Genomic DNA, 16,080 nt, shown 5'->3' with positions numbered 1-16,080 from the left:
TTTTTAAATTGTCATTTTTAACAAGGGGGTAATTGTGCTTTAGTTTGGGCACTTTGGTAGCTAATTGTTGGTTTTTCAACATTAAAGCCATTCATTTCTAAAAGACCTATATTGTAGTAATCGGTACGGTTAGCTTCAACTTTAAAAATTGCACAGTTTTTTGTATTTAACTGTTCAGTTGTGCGTTGAGAGCCACCCCAATTTTGATAATCCATAAATGTGACATTTTCATTAACGGGGGCTTCTACTCGAACATAGTAAGTTTGATCAGCTTTCATTGTGCCTGGAGCAACATAATAATTTGCATAGTATGGTTTTATTTGGCCAGGGTATAAGTAGACATAAGTATTTGGATTAAAAATAACAGGTTGTGTTTGATGAACAGCAGCTAATACGGCATTATTAGGGGTGATAGAAGAAGCGCCAAATGCGCCATTAGTAAATAGTCCAGACATTATTTTATAAGCACCATCATAATAGGAGCCACTGTAACTATTCATTAGTGTTACTGCTGTAAATGCTGCAGGGTCAGAGTTAGGGTTAGCAGTTGACCATAAATTACCTTCATTTGCTATATTTCCAAGAAATACAGCACTATTAAGAAAGTCATCAGTATAGCCACCATCACTACTAACTCTTTGTTGAGCTGAACCATTAATGAAAATTGGGGCACCAATATTCTCAGGTAAATTGATCAAAAAGCCATTGCTTGGATTATGTTGATAGTCAAAAAATGTATTTAAGCCTATCGTATTTCGTGATCCCATTTCATTTTGGATAATTTGTTTTGCTAGATTAACGTTTGCCATATCAAAATCATTTTCATTAGCAGTTGCTTTTATAATATAAGCACCTAAAAACATAGGAACTCTACCTGCATCATAGTTAAAATTCCACTGCTGGAATGTTTTAGTCGAGTCAAATGTTAAAGTATTATCTTTAACTGTGACAAATGCAGCACCAGGAACTTCTTGATTAATAAATCCTAATACTCCTCCCCATTGAGAGTTATAATTTGCTGCATCTTTTTGAGCTTGATCCATAACAGATAATGTGTTTTTTATAATTGCATCCCATTTATCTTTATTTTGATTATCCCAGTTTGAAAAATCTTTAATAAATGAAAAAGGTGTTTTTGTATAGGCTAAACCATCACTGGCATTATGATTTCCAGAAGCATTATTACCGCCTTCGTTTAAGTAATATGGTGGAATATTATCACCAAAAGCAGTATCATATTTCAATATAGCATGCATTAGGTTAATTGCAGCTGTTTTATATTTACTTGCTATAGTAGGGTTAGTTTGTTTTAAGTATAAAGATGCTTGATAAAATCCTTTTGCTAAGAAAATATCACCATCAGTTGCACTGTAGTTTTGTATATCTGTACCTTTTTTGGCAACCGATACGATATAAGTATTTTTATTCATCCACCAGGCCCAAGGCAATAGTCCGTTAACTAATTTATCTTTAGAGTTTGGCTGACTTGGGTTAGGTGAATAAATAAACTGATAGACGGCTTCAATTGCATTAAGTGCATGTTGCTTTTGGTCTATTAATTGAGGGTTACTTGCATCAGCTAAATTTAAAATTCCAGCGCTTAGTAGCACCTGAAACCCTAAGCCTTCAGAAGTAATAAAATAATTATCTTTTACCATGCTAGGGTCAGTTGTAAGACCACCTTGTACTAGTGTATTTTTAAATGATCTTTGATTTGGATCTGAAATTTTACCTGCTGTATCATTTACAAGTAACCAATTATGGTATTGCGCTTGTACACTGTTTAAATCATAAGCATAATCAGGTGTATTCGCAAACGTTGTATGTGCTAAAGTTGGGCTTGTTATAGCAAGTGATGTTAGAATAAGTTTAGTCAGAGTTTTCATATAATGGCTTCCTATCATTAATTATAAACAGTAGCTAACTGTAATAATTTTTCTGCTGTAAATCTATTCAATAATCAAATGTTTAATTATTGATCTTATATGGTGATTTATTAATGTATTAGATTATTTGACAGATAAAAGAAATCACTAAACTTAAGTTGTTATTTGGTGAGTGTTTGATCGGTTTTTTCATAAGCGCTCTGACAAAACTCACCCATTTGGTTTCTGATTGCTTCAAAGCGTTGTATAAATGCATCACGTTTGCCTGCTTTTAAGCTTAATGCCATTTCTTTAATATGATCGGCATAAGCTTCCAGTAATTCAATACGCTTCTCATCTGAGGCGATAATATCAGCATACAGTTCGGCTGACTGATAAAATAAACGCCCTAAAATGTTTAATTCCATTTGATAAACTGGACTTGCAAGTTTAAGTAATTTAGCTAAATCAACGGACTGCTCTTTTAGAAAACTGCCTAAACAAAATGTACTGAAATGTTCAACGCCTTGAATAAAATTCATTAATTGATCATGCTCATTTGCATCCATCGTCTCTATTTGAAAACCAAGTTTTTGTAGCAGATCTAAAAACCATTGGTATTTATTTTGACTACGGCCAGGGCAGTGAATAATTACCTGATTTTTAGTCTCAGTAATAGTAGGGCCAAACATAGGATGTAAGCCAATGACCGGACCTGTATGTGAATTAAGCATACACTTAAGTGGTTGAGTTTTAATACTGGTAAAATCACATAAAATGCAATCTCTTGAAAGCTTTTTTGCAGTTGCTTCAATGATAGAATTTGTGTGTGCAATTGGTACAGAGATTAGGACCAAATCAAACTGTTTATACTGGCTATCAAAAATAGAGTCATCTTTATCAATTAAATGTACAACTAGATTAGGATCGTTAGCTAAAAAGTGATTGATCATTTGCCCCATTTGGCCTTTACCACCAATAATGGCAATTGATTTTTGAGTCTTGCTATTATGGTTTATCATGCTCATACTTTAATCCAGAATGTAACAGGCCCATCATTGGTTAAACTAACCTGCATATTAGCGCCAAATTTACCAGATTCGACATGTGGGTATTGTGTTTTAGTATAGCCTAAAAGATATAAAAATAGGCGTTCGGCTTCTTCTGGCTTACATGCAGATGAAAAGCTTGGTCGTAAGCCTTTTTTCGTATCAGCAGCTAATGTAAATTGCGGTACAAGTAATAGAGCTCCATTTGTTTGCGATAGATTTAGGTTCATTTGATCGTTATTATCAGAAAAAACACGGTAATTAATTAGTTTTTGTGCTAATTTTTGTGCAGTTTGTTGGTTATCTGTTTTCTCAATACCAATTAATGCTAAAATTCCTTGGTCTATTTTTCCAACTGTTTGATTATCAACATTAACTTGTGCAGATGAAACACGTTGAATCAATCCTATCATTTGATTGCCTTTAATATCATTATGTTAATCATCGATGTAGTTATCATCTTCATTGTCATACCAGTAGTCATTATCATCCGCTGCATATGCTTTATAAGCATCTTTTAAATAGTCCATATCTAAGCGTAGAAGTTGAGTTAATGTCAGCATATCTTCTGGGGGCTTTTGTTTAAATGAGATCATCTCATTGGTTTGGGGGTGCTTAAACGATAAATGATAAGCATGTAGAGCTTGACGTTTAAAGCTTTTTAGATAATCAGCTAATTCATCTGATATACCTTTAGTCAATTTGAGTCTTGGGTTATATAATGGATCACCTAATAATGGGTATTTAAGATGTAGTAAGTGGACACGAATTTGATGTGTTCTACCTGTCTCTAATTGGCAGCGGATACGTGTATGATCACGATAGTGCTCTATGACATTAAAATGTGTAATGGCAGCTTTACCTCCTTCTTTAATAACTGCCATTTTTAAACGGTTATGTGGGTTTCTACCAATATTAGCATTAATGGTTGCCCCAGAAGGAATCAGGCCACAAGCAATTGCTTCATATTGGCGTTTGACCGTTCTATTTTGTAGTTGCTCCACAAGGGATGTATGTGCTTTTAGGGTTTTAGCGCAAACCATTAAACCTGAGGTATCTTTATCTAAACGGTGTACAATACCAGCTCTAGGTATAAGGCTAAAAGCTTTATCATAAGCAAGTAGAGCATTAGAGAGTGTCTGATCAGGATTGCCTGCACCAGGGTGAACAATTAAACCAACCGGTTTATTGATAATAACTAAATCTTCATCTTCATAGATAATATCTAAATCTAATGCTTGTGGCTGCCAGTGATCATGTTGGCTGTGTATTTTAACATCCAGTGTGATTTGTTCGTTGCCATAAAGTTTGGTTTTAGCTTTTTGCTCTTTTCCATCGACTAGAATATAACCCTCTTTTAGCCATCGTTGTAGCATTGCCCGAGAGTATTCTGGGAATAGTTTGGATAAAATTTGATCTAGCCGTTTGCCACTTAATGCATTTGGTACAATTAAGCTTTGCTGTATGCGTTCAAATTGTTTATTATTTTTTACCAAAGTAAATTAATTCCACTTCTTCTTTAATTACTTGGGTCATTGTAATCGAAATAGTGGAAAAATGAAAAAAAAGGTTGAGAATATGCGAAAAATATTCGCTTTTATTTGTGTTATTGTCATTATTTCTGTTGCCGGCTGTGCTAGTGATAAAGGACTTCCTTATCAAGGAGATTCAGCAAAGTTTATTTATGCGACAGGGCATAACTACATGGTCGATGAAAATTATACTGATGCCATTGAGGCATTTCGCTCTTTAATGGCTCAGTATCCATTTGAGTATTATTCACAAAAAGGCATGTTAGATTTAATGTATTCGTATCACCAGAAAGGTGATGATCCAATGGCGTTAGCAATTGCAGAGCAATATTTGAAATTGTATCCAACGGCAAAAGATCGTTATTATGCTTATTATATCCTAGGTATCGTCTATAGTGATAATGGCCGTGGGTTTTTACAAAAATACTTGCCTTATGATATGACAACACATGATCCAACAGGCTATAAACGTGCTTTTTATAATTTTAAACAAGTGGTCACGTTAGCGCCAGATACACCATTTGCACAAGATGCAAGACGTCGTATGATTTATTTAAAAGGTGTCATTGCACAGTATGAACTTAATATTGCACAGTTTTATTTAGATAAAGGTGCTTATGTTGCTGCAGTAAATCGTGCAAAAATTATTGTAGAACAATACCCTAAAACGACACAAGTTGAAGATGCTTTGGTTGTTATGCTTAAGTCATATCAACGCCTGAATTTACCAAAACTGGTTAATTCAACAGTGGAAGTAATAAAAGAAAATTACCCAAATAACAGTTATTTAACCTCACTAGAAAAATCTAGGAAACGTACAACGGCACGCTTATAAAGCTAGGTTTGACATAGCGTTCACTCTAATTAATGATTGCTATTTATTAATTTTTTGTGTTATACTTTTTAGTACCCCCCCCAGGAGCAGTGCTATGGTAAAGTTCTTATACTTTATTTAACTGGCACTACTCCTCCAAATTTCGTTGTTTTCGCAGTTGTTATTGTAAATGATTATTTAATTCTTGGTATATTAAGAATTAAATAGACATCACCCTAGCGAATTAGCATTAACTCAGTAATAATATAGCTATCATTGAGTTTAGAGTCCTTATAAGAATATAGGAGTGCTTGTGAATGTGGGCAATAATTGGATCTAGTGGTTTTGAACATTTTGATGAATTTGAAATAATTGAAGAATTATCACGTGAAACACCTTATGGCTTATGCTCAAATGGTTTGTATCGCATTAAGTATCAGCAAAAAGAAGCATTATTTTTATGTCGTACAGGCTATGAACAAAATATATTACCTTCACATATTAATTATAGAGCCAATATTTTTGCCTTAAAAAAATATGGTGCAACGGCTATTTTAGCTTTATCGTCAGTTAGAAGTATTCAGCCAAGTATGAAGCCTGGTGAGATGGTTATACCATATCAGTATATTGATCGCACAAAAGCATTGCGACAGTGCACTTTTTGTGATGATAGTTTATTAGGCTATGTTTCTTTAAGTCAGCCAATTTCTGAAGAAATAGCAGAGATTTTAAAAGAAAAGCGCAATGACTTTTCATTTGATATGCATTTTGGCGCAGTCTATGTTTGTATTGAAGGACCACAGTTTCCAACGATGATCGAAGCACGTTGTTATCAAAGTATGGGTGGTAGTATCATTGGTATGACTGCATTTCCTGAATACGCACTTGCGCGAGAAGCAGGGTTATTTTATTTGCCATGTCATTTTGTGGTTGATTATGTGCAAACAAGTACAGAGCATCATCCATTTGAGTCCGTTTTACAAATTCGCTCAGAAAACCAATCAAAAGCATTAAATATGGTTAATTGGATATTAGATAATTTAGATCAATATAGCCAAAAAGATTGTAATAACGAGGGTTTGGCAGGTTCTTTAACAGCAACAGAAGAGATGTTATCACCCAATCAGCGAGCTTGGTTTAATGTAATTACTCAAAGTAATGTACAAGTTGATATTAAGGAAGAAGCACAAGAGAGCTTTGTTAGTGACTTTTATTATGGTACACAACCACTACCGAAGAAATTAGCAGATTTTCTTCGCTTTATTAATAAGCATAAGGCGGGTAAAAAAGAATTAAGTCTAGAGGAAATACGTAAAAATGCTGATTCGCTAATTTTTTATGCAGATAAGGCACCAGAAGTTGCCTCAGTGAGAGAATTTACAGTCAAAGTTGGTGAGCGGCAAGTTAAAGTAAGGCTATATCATCCTGATCCAAATCAATTATTACCCATTATGGTCTATGCGCATGGTGGTGGCTTTGTCTCAGGTAATTTAGATAGTTTTGATACACCCTGTCGTCAATTGGCATTACATACCAATCGTGTCGTGATTTCAATTGATTATCATTTGGCACCAGAGTATCCATTTCCAACTCAGATTGAAGATGTTGAAGCGGTCATTCATTGGAGCTACCATCATGCAGCAGATATTAAAGGCACGAATGATGATTTTGTTGTCATGGGAGATAGTGCAGGTGCTAATTTAATTACAATGGCTGTTTCAAGATTAAGAAAGAAAGAAGAATCAATTAACTTTGCAGCACAAGTGTTATTATATCCAACAGTTGATTTTTCTCATAAGACACACTCAATGAAGAAGTTTGCGCATGGCTATCTACTAGAAGCAGATAGCGTCTTGTGGTATAACAAATCTTATCTGCCAGAAGCAATGGATCCAAGATCACCTGAAATCTCACCACTGTATGTTGATAATCTAAATCAAATGCCATGCACATTTATAATGACAGCGGGCTATGACCCATTGCGTGATGAAGGTTTGATTTATGCAGAAAAATTAAAATCACTAGGCGTTACAGTTAGGCATTACCATTTTGATAATTTAATTCACGGGTTTATTAATTTCAGTAAGTTAATACCACATGAAATGGAAGTTTTCTATAACAGAGTCGCAGCATTTACAAAACAATTGTAAAATAGAAAAAAATGGATAAAAGGAGGATAAAGTTATATGACTGAACTAGAGCAAGAATTTGAAGTATTATTAGAACGGATAAAAAATGAAGATATGGATTATCGCCCAAGCCAACAAGAAAAGCTAAAGCTTTATGGCTTATTTAAGCAGATTACTGAAGGTGATGTTCATGGAGAAAAACCATCGATGACAAAATTTGTTGAAAGGGCAAAATATACTGCTTGGGAACGTTGTCAAGGCATGTCAAAGGATGATGCCATGAGAGCTTATATTGATGTTTTTAAAGCACATATATAATCACTATATTGATAACCAAAATGGATTTTCTCTGATAGAAGTACTCATTTCAATTTGTATTATTTCAATTGCTTTTATAGGGGTGATAAAAGCACAATTAATGACAATAGAGTCTTCTAATCAGATACAACAATTAATTCTTAAACAGACAGAAAAAATAAATAAGATCGAGTTAGAATGGATTAAAATTGATCAAAATAGCTAGTGGTTTTAGTTTAATGGAACTTTTAATTGCAATGAGCCTTGGTGGTATTGTAATAGCATTTGCAATTCGAGATTATAGCTTATCTTCTTATCAATACAATCAAGAAGTTAAATCATTAACCATCACTACAAACCAATTAGCGGCATTAGACTTAATTACAAAGTCAATTGATAATGCAGGATTAGCTGGTCTTAGTAATCTTAATGCAAGTCGCTTTAAAGCGGTTATTCATTCATCAAATCCAGCTATAGATAGACCTGTAATTTATGTGCTATCAAAAACGAGCAAACAAATAATTGCTAATTTAGGTTTGAATAAGAAAGGTAGTGGTCAATATACGAATGATAGTGATGTATTAGTGATTAATTCAACATCAAATTTATTTTATACTACTTTCTCAAATTTACTTAAAGGTAATGATGTTCTTCATCTACCTAAATATTTAAAGCTAAAGCTTTCTGATACACTAGTAATTGCAACTGTAAATCGTTTTTATTATTTTGATATTAAAGCGATTGAGAATGATCGCAATCAAATGCAGCGTGTTTATTTAACAAATCCATTAGCAGATACAATACCAAAAAACAGTATTGTATCTAAGCTAAATGAAACAATATTTTATATTGGTAAAAGTAACCAAAAGGATGCTCAAAATCAGAAAATTAATTCATTATATGTCAAATTAAATAATCGGCGTTATGAAGTAATGCCGAATATTGATTCATTAAAGATAGTGGGCTTAGTAGAGCAAGAAGGACATATTATAAATAAAAAACCAGCAACCATTACGAATTGGCATCATTTAAAAGGGCTTAAGTTGCAACTTGGTAGTAAAACACATCTTATTGATAGAGTCATTGCAGTTCAAAGGTATCAAGCGTGATTAAAAAACATGGGTTTGAAGGTGGTGTGCTTGTTGGTATTTTGATGATTACAATTGTGATGAGTCTTTTTGCTTTAACCTTTGCTTATATTATTAATGAAAAAATAAATATTATTAACACGTTTAATCAAGCCAATAAATTAAGAGTGATTGGCTTTAAGCAACTAGAACAAGCACAACAATATATAGCTTCATCACCTTTGGCGTTAATAAGACAAAAATCAGTAAAGAAAGTATTTCACTATCCAATGTGGTTAGGAGATTATCAAATTATGGCGTTATTTAGTCAAAATGATAATATCGATAATTACCATGGCAGCTTATATCAAGTCTTTAAACTACAGTCTAATGTTTATGATAAAGGTGATAATCATAGTACGCTTTCTTATCAGAGTTATTATTGGGATATTTTATCATTTGATCAAATTGCTAATGACTCTAATAAATTGATACATAAAGTCATTCAGCCGCCAGTGGTAAATTTTATAAGGCTTTCTAATTTCCAGCAACAATCTTATATGGCTTTAATTAATCATTTTAAAAACAATGTTTATCAGATATCAGTTGATAATAATCATTTACTATTATCAAAAGGAAAAGCTAGAAAAACTTATAGTATTCGTATTGATCTAGGATTTAATTGTAAAGATAAACAAGGTAAAAACAATTGTATTGTAGTGGATGGTTGGATTTATAAAAATAATAATTACAGTTATATTCTAATGGTAAAAAATGATGCTCATTTAATAGCATGGGAATGCCCTTATTCAGACTTAAGTAATATTAATAATCATCAGAAATTGTTAATTAATTTGTTAGATGATGAGCATAGCCAGTCTCAATTCTCTTATCCAGTATTATTGTTAAATCAAAAAAAGCAACAAGTTATCTTATCTCAAGTACACAGTAAAAATGGACTTAAATGGTTAATCTTGCCACTAGATAATAGTAATCATATGCGTAAGATAACGATTGATAAAATTGGCAAAGCAATAAATATGTTTGCAATTTCAGCAAACTTAAACTTACAAACAAGCGGTATTTTTATTTACGATAATAAGCATGTACTTTGGTATTTAAATCAATCATTAAAGCCTATAAAAATTCTACATAATAATGCAACTAATCATTTAGTTAATGTATCGGTAATTGCTGATTATGATCAATATTGGCTGTTTGTTTTTTATGCCGATAAAGTTGATGTCTTTATTTTAGATGATCAATTTAAACTTAAAAAGAAAGTCTTATCTAAACGGATCCATTTTAAAATTATCAATGCAACCGCTCGTTATGGCTCAGTTTGGTTATTAAGTGCGCTAAGAGAATTAACAGTTTATAACTGGGGTGATTTAGGTAAAAAGTTATCAGAAATTAAAGCTGATCAGTGTCTTTTTAATACATTTTTAGGCTTTAAGCTTTTATGCAACAATACAGAAGTTAAAATAAATGATATAGTACACCCATATCAAAGACAGGCTTTAAAGGAAGTTCTGCCTTTTAATCATCATTAGAGAAAAAAGATAGAGTTTTAAGTTGAGTAGCAAATGAAAATTGCTTGTGCGTTAGAGTATTTAGGTAAACATTATCATGGTTGGCAGAGACAAAGTCATTGTTTAAGTGTCCAGGAAAAAATAGAAAATGCTTTAAGCTTTGTTGCAGATGAGCCAATTGAGGTTATATGCGCAGGTAGAACAGATCAAGGTGTCCATGCAAGCTATCAGGTAATTCATTTTCAAACTAATAATAAGCGCCATAATCAAGCTTGGATTAAAGGGGCAAATGCGCGATTACCAAAAGATATTAAATTACTTTGGGCAAATGAAGTGATTGATTCCTTTCATGCCAGATTTTCAGCAAAGTGGCGAACTTATCGATATGTTATTTATAGAAGGGCTACATCTTCAGCAATACTAGATGATTTAGTGACATGGGTGAAAGAGCCATTGGATATTCAAGCAATGAAAGTGGCAATGCAAGATTTATTAGGTGAACAGGATTTTTCATCTTTCCGTGCAGCAGAGTGTCAGTCACATAGTAGTTATCGAAATATTATCGATGTTCAATTAACCGAGATTGGGAATTTTCTTGTTTTTGAAATTAAAGGCAATGCATTTTTGCATCATATGGTTAGAAATATTGTGGGTACTTTATTAGAGATTGGGTTACAAAAAAGAGATACTAGTTGGATAAAAGAATTACTCCTATTGAAAGATCGTAAATGCGCCGGTAAGACAGCACCATCAAATGGCCTTTATTTGGTTGATGTTGGCTATGATGAAGAATATTCTCTGCCAAAACTTGCTTTAGGACCTGATTTTTTGCATGCTTAAAGTAAGCTAGAGAAATAGGTCTATGATTGAATATAGGATAGGTTATGAGTGAAGCATACCAGGCAGTTTTAGAAGAGTTAAATGAATATTTAGCGACTACTTATGGAAGTCATACCCATACAAAAGGTGATAAAACATTTAAGCAAATTGAGCATATTAAACTTGATCCAAAACTTAAGGAGATGATTGCTTTATCATTGGGTATTGCAGTTCACTGTGATGGTTGTATTGGATCACATACAGAAAACTTGAAACGTTTAGGATTAAGTCGTGATGAATTATTAGCAGTTTTGGGTATGGCTGTGTATATTGGGGGTGGTGCATCTTTAATGTATGCTGCAGATGCATTAATAGCCTATGGTGATGAAAATATAGAAAAAGAGTCTTAAGTTATGAGATTATTGGTTGTTGAGGATGACCTTATTTTAGGTGATGGTATTTGTGAAGGCTTAAAACAAGCCAATTATACGGTTGATTGGATTCAAGATGGTGCCCAAGTTGTGCCAGCAGTTGAAGTGGAGTCTTTTGATGCAATTATTTTGGATATTGGCCTACCTAATATAAATGGTATTGAAGTTTTATCAAGATTAAGAAAAAAAGGCTTTAAAATCCCAGTAATTTTATTAACAGCACGTGACACAGTAGAGGATCGTGTTGGTGGCTTAGATGCTGGTGCTGATGATTACTTAACAAAACCTTTTGCAATCTCAGAGTTATTAGCAAGATTAAGAGCACTCGTTAGACGCTCATCAGGGCGTGCAGATCCAGTTATTCGTCATTTAGATATAGAGTTAAACCCAGCGAATTATGAGGTATTGAAAAACAATCAAGTCGTAGAATTATCAAGACGAGAATTTGCAGTATTAAATTATTTATTACAAAATATTGGACGTGTATTAACACGGGAGCAATTAACAGAAAGTCTTTATGGTTGGGGTGAAGAAGTTGATTCAAATGCAATTGAAGTGCATATTCATCATTTACGTAAGAAATTTGGTAGCCAATTGATTAAAACAGTTCGCGGGGTTGGCTATATCATCAATAAAGAATAATTTCATCTACACTTAAGAGATGTTGTAGCTACTTAGTAGGGTATATTTAAGTGAAGTTGAAATATGAACAACTCGGATATAAAAAAAGATTACTCTTGGGTAGCTTATTTTTTACCTTAGCTGGTGTGTTTTTTCTTTATGAATATTTTCTAAGAACGTCATTTGGTTCAATGGAGATATTATTTAGAAAAGATTTAGCTATCAATGCAAGTTCAGTTAGTTTAATTTCATCTGCCTATTATCTAGCTTATGCAATTATGCAAATACCGGTTGGCTTTTTAGTCGATCGTTTTGGTGTTAGAAGAGTTGGTGCTGTCGCAATTATTATTTGTTCTGTTGGCTGTTTTTTATTTAGCTTATCTGATAGTTTTACATCGGCTTGGTGGGGGCGCTTTGCAATTGGCTTTGGTTCTGCATTTGCTTTTGTCATGATGTTAAAGATCGCCCTTGATTGGTTTCCACATCATATTTTTGGTGCCATGGCAGGTATGACTCAATTACTAGGTTCGATTGGTCCAATTTTAGCTGGAGCGCCTTTTGCTTATCTATTAACAACAATGGATAATGACTGGCGTTTGATTTTCCACTTTATTGCTTTAGCTGGTGTTATATTAGGTGTTATTTTTATTCTATTTGTTCGAGATAGTACAAAGGTTGATACTATTAAGCAAATACAGCGTGATAAAAATATCAATAAGAAGGTATCTGTTTTTAAACAAGTAAAATCACTATTATCGTACCGTCAGTTATGGATTGTCGCAGCCTATGTATTTTTCAGTTATGCAACCATTGAGCTATTAGGTTCATTATTTGGTGCAAGTTTAATGATCCATCACGGTTATTCTCGTGAGGCTGCAACGGGTATGGTATCTTTACTTTGGGTTGGATTAGCACTTGGTAGTCCAGCGGTAGGGTTATTATCTGATTTAATCAAGCGCCGTAAGATTGTGCTTACAGTATGTTCTTTAGTTGGGTTAATTGCCATTACTTTAATTCTATGGGTGCCTTATTTAAATGCATTTTTATATAGTGTACTGTTTTTTGTAATTGGCTTAGCTACTTCATCTCAATCATTATCATTTACAGTTGTTGTGGAGCGTGTACCTAAATCTCTTGAAGCTACTGCTATGGGTGTCAATAATATGTTTGTTTTATTAGGTGCAATGGTGATTCAAATCATTGGTGGCTATTTATTACAATATTTTTGGCTGGGTAAAAAAACAGCTGATAATGTACCGATCTATTCTTTGCATGGATATACTTATGCAATTAGCATATCCATTATTTTTTTCCTTATTTCACTGATTATTAGTATCTTTATGATTAAGGAAACTTATTGTAAAAGAATTGATGAAAATTCATAAGCTCAGTAACGACTTGAAATTAACTTTTTATAATTGTGCTAGGAACTAGGTTAGTTTTTAAAGATTATTTTCATATAACAAGATTTGAAATTTAGCAAATTTATATAGTATATTCATAATAAGCAAAGTGAAAGGATCTCTGGCTATATGAAAGAATCTAATACATTTATATACTTTGTTGCCGTAATTGCTGGAATGGGGGGATTATTATTTGGATTTGATACAGGCATTATTGCAGATGGGCAATGGCAGATTACACACCAATTTAATTTAACTTCATGGCAGTGGTCAACAGTCGTTAGTGCAACAGTTTTAGGCGCATTTTTAGGTGCATTACTCTGTGGTAGAATGGCTGATTATATTGGACGGCGTAAGACATTAATTGTCATTTCATGTGTATTTATTATTGGTACTTTAATTGCAGCATTTTCTATCGATTGGTATAGCTTATTATTGGGGCGCTTTATTTTAGGTATTTGTATTGGTATTGCTTCGTTTGCTTCGCCTTTATTTATCTCTGAAGTTGCTCCTATGCATATTCGTGGTAAGTTGGTTTTATTTAATAGTGTGGCAATTACAGGTGGTGAAGCTGTTTCTTTTTTAGTAGGTTATCTATTACATGATTTAAGCCCTTCAAGTTGGCGTTTAATGTTTTTTATTGGTGTTATTCCGCCAATTTTATTATTGATTGGGCTTAAGTTTATGCCAAGATCTCCTCGCTGGGTTGCTTCTAAATACGGTATAGAGCAAGCAAGAAAAATTTTAAAGAAGATTCGTTTAGACGATGATGAAGTTGAAAAAGAGTTATCAGAAATTGCTCATGCGTTGGCAATTAAAAAGAATACAAAATATCGGGCAATTTTTAGAAAGCCGATTAGAACAGTTGTTCTAATTGGGGTTGCGCTTGGGGTATTACAACAGGTAGCGGGTATTAACATTATTATGTATTATGGTCCTTTTGTATTTAATGAAGCAGGCTTTAGTCAGAATATTTCTTTATTTGCTACATTTATTATGGGTTTAGTTAATACGGTATTTACGATTGTTGCACTATTTACGGTTGATAAGGTTGGTAGGCGTCCATTATTAATTGGTGGGTCACTAATTGCAGGATTATCATTACTTGCACTAGCATGGCATCAGTTTAATCCGCACTTAAGTCCATGGATTGCATTTTTTAGCGTGATGGTTTATATGATGGCTTTTGCGGTGAGTTTAGGTTGTATTTTTTGGTTAATGATTTCTGAACTTTACCCTACTCGAATAAGAGGTGCTGCGATGAGCTTTGCAACGGCAATACAATGGCTAGCAAACTTTGTAGTATCACTTTGTTTTTTACCATTATTTGGTGTGTTAGGTGGTGGTTATACTATGCTTATCTTTGCTATTTTTTGTTTTTGCTCAGTGATATTTGGTTTGGTCATTTTACCAGAGACAAAAGGTGTATCATTGGAGCTAATTGAAGAGAATCTTCAAGCAGGTGTTTCATCAAGACAATTGGGTGAGAAACAAGCAAATCTTAACTAAATAAAAATCAAATTAACAATGGGGTTAATTTATGAAATTAGGCTTAATTGGTACAGGGCGTATAGGGCAAGTTCATGTGCATCATATCAAACAGTATTTAAAAGGCTATACAGTTACGCATGCTTATGATCCGTTTGGTGATGATAAATGGTTTCAGGAAAATCATATTGAAAGAGTTGATTCGACAGAGATATTGGTTAAACAAGCAATTGATGCTGTATTAATATGCTCTCCATCGACAGAACATATTGCACAAATTATTTTAGCGGCAGAGCATAAAAAACATATATTTTGTGAAAAGCCAATTGGACTTGATATTGATCAAATTGAATTGGCATTAAAAGCTGTAAACCAGCACCAAATTAAATTACAAGTTGGCTTTAACAGACGCTTTGATCCAACATTTGCTCAATTACAAAATCAGATTAATGATAAGGTTAAAGTACCTCAGATTATTCGTATTACTTCAAGAGATCCAGCTGCACCACCTGAAGAATATATTAAAAAATCAGGCGGTATATTTTTGGATATGGCAATTCATGACTTTGATATGGCGCGTTTTCTAGCAGGTAGCGAGGTAGTAGAAGTTTATGCAACGGGTTCCTGTTTAGTTAATCCTGTATTTGCCCAGTATGATGATGTTGATACGGCAATGATTCAATTAAAATTTGCAAATGGCGCCTTAGGGGTTATAGATAATTCAAGACAAGCTGTTTATGGCTATGATCAGCGTATTGAAGTATTTTCAAATCATGCACTACTACAGGCAGAAAATCAGCTAATTAATTATCTTGAGTGTTATGCGAATGATGTGATTGAAAAACCGGTATTAAAAAACTTTTTCTTAGAGCGTTATAAGGATGCTTATATTAATCAATTTAAAGCTTTTTTTGATGCGATTGAAAATGATCAGCCAACGAAAGTATCTGGTTTTGATGGGCTTCAAGCAGTAAAAATTGCAAAGGCAGCACAGAAGTCGTTTGAGCTGAAAAAGCCAGTGAGGGTCTAGTTA

At 33.4% G+C, this 16,080-nt stretch carries 16 protein-coding genes; 12 read left to right on the top strand and 4 right to left on the bottom strand.

Annotated features, from left to right (window positions below):
* Positions 1-17: 17 nt before the first annotated feature.
* The 4 genes from KFE69_11930 to rluD form a co-directional block, all read right to left on the bottom strand.
* Positions 18-1,886, bottom strand: a complete 1,869-nt coding sequence (locus KFE69_11930; GenBank protein ID UTW42184.1) for a hypothetical protein — start codon at positions 1,884-1,886, stop codon at positions 18-20.
* 161 nt (positions 1,887-2,047) lie between these two features.
* Complete coding sequence (gene tyrA, locus KFE69_11925; GenBank protein ID UTW44071.1) at positions 2,048-2,887, bottom strand: bifunctional chorismate mutase/prephenate dehydrogenase; 840 nt, start codon at positions 2,885-2,887, stop codon at positions 2,048-2,050.
* A 2-nt stretch (positions 2,888-2,889) separates the two neighbouring features.
* The gene (dtd, locus tag KFE69_11920; protein ID UTW42183.1) at positions 2,890-3,327 is read right to left on the bottom strand and encodes a D-tyrosyl-tRNA(Tyr) deacylase; all 438 of its coding nucleotides are present in this window, start codon (positions 3,325-3,327) and stop codon (positions 2,890-2,892) included.
* Positions 3,328-3,351: 24 nt separating this feature from the next.
* Complete coding sequence (rluD, locus tag KFE69_11915; GenBank protein ID UTW44070.1) at positions 3,352-4,380, bottom strand: 23S rRNA pseudouridine(1911/1915/1917) synthase RluD; 1,029 nt, start codon at positions 4,378-4,380, stop codon at positions 3,352-3,354.
* 112 nt (positions 4,381-4,492) lie between these two features.
* On the opposite strand from rluD, the gene KFE69_11910 reads away from it, so the two are divergent.
* The 12 genes from KFE69_11910 (at position 4,493) to iolG (ending at position 16,077) form a co-directional block, all read left to right on the top strand.
* Positions 4,493-5,281, top strand: coding sequence for an outer membrane protein assembly factor BamD (locus KFE69_11910; GenBank protein ID UTW42182.1), 789 nt, complete (start codon positions 4,493-4,495; stop codon positions 5,279-5,281).
* Between the two features lie 296 nt (positions 5,282-5,577).
* On the top strand, positions 5,578-7,410 hold the full coding sequence (locus tag KFE69_11905) for an alpha/beta hydrolase fold domain-containing protein (GenBank protein UTW42181.1): 1,833 nt from the start codon (positions 5,578-5,580) through the stop codon (positions 7,408-7,410).
* A 36-nt stretch (positions 7,411-7,446) separates the two neighbouring features.
* Positions 7,447-7,707, top strand: coding sequence for an acyl-CoA-binding protein (locus KFE69_11900; protein UTW42180.1), 261 nt, complete (start codon positions 7,447-7,449; stop codon positions 7,705-7,707).
* Entirely contained in the window at positions 7,685-7,912 is a 228-nt protein-coding gene (locus KFE69_11895; GenBank protein UTW42179.1) for a prepilin-type N-terminal cleavage/methylation domain-containing protein, read from the top strand. Before KFE69_11900 ends, KFE69_11895 begins: the two co-directional genes overlap by 23 nt.
* A gap of 13 nt (positions 7,913-7,925) precedes the next feature.
* Complete coding sequence (locus KFE69_11890) at positions 7,926-8,795, top strand: hypothetical protein (protein UTW42178.1); 870 nt, start codon at positions 7,926-7,928, stop codon at positions 8,793-8,795.
* On the top strand, positions 8,792-10,306 hold the full coding sequence (locus KFE69_11885; protein UTW42177.1) for a hypothetical protein: 1,515 nt from the start codon (positions 8,792-8,794) through the stop codon (positions 10,304-10,306). Before KFE69_11890 ends, KFE69_11885 begins: the two co-directional genes overlap by 4 nt.
* Positions 10,307-10,339: 33 nt before the next feature.
* The gene (gene truA / locus KFE69_11880; GenBank protein ID UTW42176.1) at positions 10,340-11,125 is read left to right on the top strand and encodes a tRNA pseudouridine(38-40) synthase TruA; all 786 of its coding nucleotides are present in this window, start codon (positions 10,340-10,342) and stop codon (positions 11,123-11,125) included.
* A 44-nt stretch (positions 11,126-11,169) separates the two neighbouring features.
* Entirely contained in the window at positions 11,170-11,514 is a 345-nt protein-coding gene (locus KFE69_11875) for a carboxymuconolactone decarboxylase family protein (protein ID UTW42175.1), read from the top strand.
* Between the two features lie 3 nt (positions 11,515-11,517).
* Positions 11,518-12,177: a response regulator transcription factor gene (locus KFE69_11870; GenBank protein UTW42174.1), complete on the top strand. Its 660-nt coding sequence runs from the start codon at positions 11,518-11,520 to the stop codon at positions 12,175-12,177.
* A gap of 50 nt (positions 12,178-12,227) precedes the next feature.
* A complete protein-coding gene (locus tag KFE69_11865) occupies positions 12,228-13,541 on the top strand; it encodes an MFS transporter (GenBank protein UTW42173.1) in 1,314 nt (437 codons plus the stop codon).
* 147 nt (positions 13,542-13,688) lie between these two features.
* A complete protein-coding gene (locus KFE69_11860) occupies positions 13,689-15,068 on the top strand; it encodes a sugar porter family MFS transporter (GenBank protein ID UTW42172.1) in 1,380 nt (459 codons plus the stop codon).
* Between the two features lie 31 nt (positions 15,069-15,099).
* Positions 15,100-16,077 carry an inositol 2-dehydrogenase gene (iolG, locus tag KFE69_11855; protein UTW42171.1) on the top strand — a complete coding sequence of 326 codons (978 nt, stop codon included), beginning with the start codon at positions 15,100-15,102 and terminating at the stop codon, positions 16,075-16,077.
* The last annotated feature ends 3 nt before the right edge of the window (positions 16,078-16,080 follow it).

The organism is bacterium SCSIO 12844, assembly GCA_024397935.1.
In the GTDB taxonomy this organism is placed as follows: Bacteria; Pseudomonadota; Gammaproteobacteria; order Francisellales; family Francisellaceae; genus M0027.
Note: the sequence above shows the minus strand (reverse complement) of the source record. Positions and strands in the feature narration are given on the sequence as shown.

What these genes read in the sequence shown, in the direction of transcription:
- KFE69_11890 (UTW42178.1), top strand. Translation starts at nt 7,926, where the DNA reads ATGGAACTTTTAATTGCAATGAGCCTTGGTGGTATTGTAATAGCATTT.
- KFE69_11900 (UTW42180.1), top strand. Translation starts at nt 7,447, where the DNA reads ATGACTGAACTAGAGCAAGAATTTGAAGTATTATTAGAACGGATAAAA.
- KFE69_11910 (UTW42182.1), top strand. Translation starts at nt 4,493, where the DNA reads ATGCGAAAAATATTCGCTTTTATTTGTGTTATTGTCATTATTTCTGTT.
- KFE69_11875 (UTW42175.1), top strand. Translation starts at nt 11,170, where the DNA reads ATGAGTGAAGCATACCAGGCAGTTTTAGAAGAGTTAAATGAATATTTA.
- truA (UTW42176.1), top strand. Translation starts at nt 10,340, where the DNA reads ATGAAAATTGCTTGTGCGTTAGAGTATTTAGGTAAACATTATCATGGT.
- dtd (UTW42183.1), bottom strand. Translation starts at nt 3,327, where the DNA reads ATGATAGGATTGATTCAACGTGTTTCATCTGCACAAGTTAATGTTGAT.
- KFE69_11860 (UTW42172.1), top strand. Translation starts at nt 13,689, where the DNA reads ATGAAAGAATCTAATACATTTATATACTTTGTTGCCGTAATTGCTGGA.
- KFE69_11870 (UTW42174.1), top strand. Translation starts at nt 11,518, where the DNA reads ATGAGATTATTGGTTGTTGAGGATGACCTTATTTTAGGTGATGGTATT.
- tyrA (UTW44071.1), bottom strand. Translation starts at nt 2,887, where the DNA reads ATGATAAACCATAATAGCAAGACTCAAAAATCAATTGCCATTATTGGT.
- KFE69_11905 (UTW42181.1), top strand. Translation starts at nt 5,578, where the DNA reads ATGTGGGCAATAATTGGATCTAGTGGTTTTGAACATTTTGATGAATTT.
- iolG (UTW42171.1), top strand. Translation starts at nt 15,100, where the DNA reads ATGAAATTAGGCTTAATTGGTACAGGGCGTATAGGGCAAGTTCATGTG.
- KFE69_11895 (UTW42179.1), top strand. Translation starts at nt 7,685, where the DNA reads ATGTTTTTAAAGCACATATATAATCACTATATTGATAACCAAAATGGA.
- KFE69_11930 (UTW42184.1), bottom strand. Translation starts at nt 1,886, where the DNA reads ATGAAAACTCTGACTAAACTTATTCTAACATCACTTGCTATAACAAGC.